Origin of the sequence: Streptomyces katrae (assembly GCF_000966975.1) — a bacterium.
Classification (GTDB): domain Bacteria; phylum Actinomycetota; class Actinomycetes; order Streptomycetales; family Streptomycetaceae; genus Streptomyces; species Streptomyces katrae.
Map to the genome: position 1 here is coordinate 1 of NZ_JZWV01000481.1, position 3857 is coordinate 3857.

The 3857-nt window shown below is 73.2% G+C and carries 5 protein-coding genes; 2 read left to right on the top strand and 3 right to left on the bottom strand.

Going from position 1 to position 3857, the window contains the following annotated elements:
- Together VR44_RS17795 and VR44_RS17800 are read left to right on the top strand one after the other, a co-directional pair.
- The coding region (locus VR44_RS17795) for a guanyl-specific ribonuclease (protein ID WP_045948503.1) at positions 1–291 on the top strand (291 nt) is incomplete at its 5' end.
- Between the two features lie 168 nt (positions 292–459).
- Complete coding sequence (locus VR44_RS17800) at positions 460–1668, top strand: cytochrome P450 family protein (protein WP_045948504.1); 1209 nt, start codon at positions 460–462, stop codon at positions 1666–1668.
- A gap of 40 nt (positions 1669–1708) precedes the next feature.
- Here VR44_RS17800 and VR44_RS41310 read toward each other — a convergent pair whose 3' ends face one another.
- From VR44_RS41310 to VR44_RS17815, 3 genes are all read right to left on the bottom strand, one after another.
- Positions 1709–2233 (bottom strand): DUF5133 domain-containing protein, encoded by a 525-nt coding sequence (locus VR44_RS41310; RefSeq protein ID WP_157880343.1) that lies wholly within the window; start codon positions 2231–2233, stop codon positions 1709–1711.
- Positions 2234–2378: 145 nt separating this feature from the next.
- Complete coding sequence (locus VR44_RS17810; RefSeq protein WP_045948505.1) at positions 2379–3152, bottom strand: maleylpyruvate isomerase family mycothiol-dependent enzyme; 774 nt, start codon at positions 3150–3152, stop codon at positions 2379–2381.
- 54 nt (positions 3153–3206) lie between these two features.
- Positions 3207–3854 carry a TetR/AcrR family transcriptional regulator gene (locus tag VR44_RS17815; RefSeq protein WP_045948506.1) on the bottom strand — a complete coding sequence of 216 codons (648 nt, stop codon included), beginning with the start codon at positions 3852–3854 and terminating at the stop codon, positions 3207–3209.
- Positions 3855–3857: the final 3 nt, after the last annotated feature.

The window sequence follows — 3857 nt, forward strand, 5'->3', positions numbered from 1 at the left end:
GCCTCGGTCGGCAGCGTCTGCTACACCGCGCTGCCCGACGAGGCGTACGACACCCTCGAACTCATAGACCAGGGCGGCCCGTTCCCGTACTCCCAGGACGGCATCGTCTTCCAGAACCGCGAGCAGGTCCTGCCGGGCCGGACGACCGGCTACTACCACGAGTACACGGTGATCACGCCCGGCTCGCCGACCCGCGGCGCCCGGCGGATCGTCACGGGGCAGCAGTACCAGGAGGACTACTACACCGCCGACCACTACGCCACCTTCCGGCGCATCAACTTCGGCTGCTGACAAGGGAGTCGCACGAGCAACCCCACACCCCCTGAGCCCTTCCCCGCCGTCTCCGCGGCAGCGGGGGAGGGCCCGGCCCTTCCCTCCGGCCGTTCCCTGACTACTGTGGAGTACACACGTTTCGGCGTGCGACCGTAATACGCAACACGTGCAACCAGGGGGATTGAAATGGCGCTTGGGTCCGAGATGGTCGACCTGCTGGAGCTGAGTCCGGACTTCGTCCGCGACCCGTACCCGGTCTACGCGCAGCTGCGCGAGCGCGGCCCCGTCCACCACGTCCGCACGCCGGACGGCGAACAGGTCTGGCTGGTCGTGGGACACGAGGCCTGCCGTGCGGCCTTCACCGACCCGCGGCTGAGCCGCGACTGGCGCCGTTCCGGGGACATCGGCCAGATCATCAACACCGAGCAGGACGACCCTTCCCTCGCCCACATGCTCATGTCCGACCCGCCGGACCACACCCGGCTCCGCCGCCTGGTGGCCCGCGAGTTCACCCCGCGCCGCATCGAGGCACTGGCCCCGCGCGTCCAGCAGATCACCGACGAACTGCTCGACGCCATGGAGGCGAACGGGGACCGTCGGGCGGACCTGGTGGACGCCTTCGCCTTCCCGCTGCCCATGACCGTCATCTGCGAGCTGCTCGGCGTTCCCGAACTCGACCGCGAGTCCTTCCGGAACTGGTCGAACGAGATGACCGCCCGTACCAGCCCGGAGGCGCAGGCCGCCGCCTACGAGGCCATGCCGCGCTACCTGACGAGCCTCATCGACGCCAAGCGCACCGAGCCCGGCGACGACCTGCTCAGCGCCATGATCCATGCCGTAGACGAGGGCGGCGACCGGCTCTCGCCGTCCGAGCTGATCGGCATGTGCGTGCTGCTGCTCATCGCCGGTCACGAGACCACCGTCAACATGATCGGCAACGGGATGCGCGCCCTGTTCGCCCACCCCGACCAGCTCGCCGACCTGCGCGCGGACCTCGGCCTGCTCGACGGGGCGATCGAGGAGATGCTCCGCTACGACGGCCCGGTCGAGACCTGCACCGAGCGCCTGGTCCTGGAGGACGTGGAGATGGGCGGCGTGGTCGTCCCGAAGGGATCCGTCGTCCTGATCGCCATGGCCGACGCCGACCGCGACCCGGACCGGTTCAAGGAGCCCGACCGCTTCGACATCCGGCGCGACGCCCGCGGTCACATCGCCTTCGGGCACGGGCTGCACTACTGTCTCGGCGCCCCGCTCGCCCGTCTGGAGGGCCGTATCGCCCTGCGCTCGCTGCTGGAACGGTTCCCGGATCTCGCCGTCGACGCCGAAGAGGCGGAGCTGCCCTGGATCCCCGGCATGCTGATCCGCGGTGTGAAGAAGCTGCCCGTCCGCTGGTGACCCCGCCCCCGGGCCCCGACGCGGGGCCCGGGAGGAGGCCCTACTCGGAGGCGGACGACAGGTGTTCCTCCGCCGCCAGGACCGCCTGGTGCGTGCTGGGGCGGCCCATCAGGACGCAGAGGGTGTAGGCGACGTCGTCCATCGCCCTCAGGGTGCCCGGGTCCGTCGGGGCGGCCGCCAGACGGGCCTGGCAGCCGCGCAGGCGGGACAGGACCTCCTCCGTGCGCAGCCGGCTCGGCTGGATCCCCACCGTCTGGGCCGCGCCCGGGCGGACGGGGGTGCGGGCCGCCTCCAGCGCCCGGTGCAGGGCCCGTTCGATCCGTACGGGCATCGGCATCCCGAGGGTGCCGGCGACCATCGCCGCCGCCACCTCCACCGCCGTTACCCGGGCCAGCTCGGCCGCCGCCAGCAGGATCTGCTTCGCCTCGCGCACCGAGCAGGGGGCCGCCGCCATCAGCAGGCCCACCGCCCAGGTGTGCGTCGGACCCTCCCCGGGCGGTCCGCCCCGAGCGGGAGCGACCTCGGCCGAGAGGGCGGGGGACGGCGGATCGCCGGGAGACGCCACGAGAGGATCCCTTCAGCCCGAGGCCGCGGACCGCGGCGACGAGAAGCACGTCAGGCCTGCTCGCCCCTCGCGGGACGTGTCCTTCCCCACGCTGACACACCCCGTGGCGATCCGCATCGTGTGCCCCCGCTCCTGCGGGCGGCGCTCAGAACTCCGAGTTCGCGGTCCAGAGGTCCAGCAGCTCCTCGTCCCCGCCGGTCTCCACCGACGCCGCCGAGCGGTCCAGGCGGCCGTACAGGAACAGGAGCAGGTCGGCGGCCGGTGCGCGGACCACGGCGTCGGCGGGGGAATCGGCCGCGGTGCCGTCCGTGACCAGGCCGAAGCCGTCGGGGCGCAGCCGGACCAGCCACGAGCCGTCCGTGTCCGCGCACTCGAAGCGCAGGGTGCGGTCCGCTCCGCGCAGGTTGGCCACCTTGGGCGCGAAGAGCGTGGCGTAGGGCAGATTGACGAGGAACTCGTCCACGCCGTCCCGGGCCAGTTCGCGGTCGACCGCCGACGGCAGCCCCAGCGCCCGCTCGGCGTCGACCCGGTGGAGCAGGGTCTCGAAAGCCATCCTGCGCACCCAGAAACGCGCGTGGCCGTCGGCGCCCCAGACCCACATGGGTGCGTCCAGGTCGGTCTCCGCGAACACCTCCGCCGCCTCGGCGGCGCCCTCGGCCAGCCAGTCGGCGTAACCGTCCGCCCGCTCGGGCAGGCGCAGGTCCACCTCACGGCTGGTGGGCGGCGCCTGGATGCGCCGGCGCAGCAGCACCGTGAACCACCGGTGCACGCTCCCGGCGTGCCGCACCAGATCGGTCAGGTCCCATCCGGGGCAGGTGGGCACGGGGGCCGTCATGTCGGCACCCCGTACCAGGTCCGCGAACCGGGCGGCCTCCGCCGCCACGGCCGCCCGGTGGTCGAGCTGGCCGGCTGTGTTCATGCTGGGGTGCCCCTGTCCTGCTGTCCTGGTGGAATCGATGCCCCAGGCACTCTTTCACAGCCCGGACGGGGGGTCTTCACCGGCTCCGCCCGCTCCGCCGGCGCCCTCGTGCCCCCAGAGCCCGGCCAGGTGCCCGTGCAGGACCTCCTGGGCCTGGTGCGCGGTGAGGTGTCCGATGAGGACGTGCGTGGTGAGGCCGTCCGCGAGGGCGAGCAGGGTGCGGGCCTGCTGCCGTGGGGCCGGGGGGACGCCGGCGGGCCCGTCCGCGGCGGCTTCCGCCAGGAGGCGGGCGAACATCGCCTCCAGGGCCGCGTAGTTCGTCCTGAGCGACTCGGCCAGCGGAGCGCTGACCGCCGCCTGCGCCACGAAAGCGAGCCAGACCCTGGCCTCCGCCCGGTGCTCCTCGCGCAGCAGGGCCACCTCCGTGGCCGCGTGGCCGAGGGCGGAGGCCGCCGACTGGGCCGGGCTCCGCACCAGCCGGGCCCTCACCCGTTCGGCGATCAGCTCGCCGATGTGCCCGAGGGTGAACAGCAGCATCTCCTCCTTGGTGCGGAAGCAGCGCTGGACGGCGCCCATCGACACCCCGGCCCGCCCCGCGACGTCGCGCAGGGTCACGCCCTCCAGCCCGCTCTCGTCCGCGAGCCGGCACACCGCCCCGGCGATCAGCCGGCGCCGCTCCTCGTGGTCCACCTGCCTGGGCACGTC

What these genes read in the sequence shown, in the direction of transcription:
- VR44_RS17800 (WP_045948504.1), top strand. Translation starts at nt 460, where the DNA reads ATGGCGCTTGGGTCCGAGATGGTCGACCTGCTGGAGCTGAGTCCGGAC.
- VR44_RS17810 (WP_045948505.1), bottom strand. Translation starts at nt 3,152, where the DNA reads ATGAACACAGCCGGCCAGCTCGACCACCGGGCGGCCGTGGCGGCGGAG.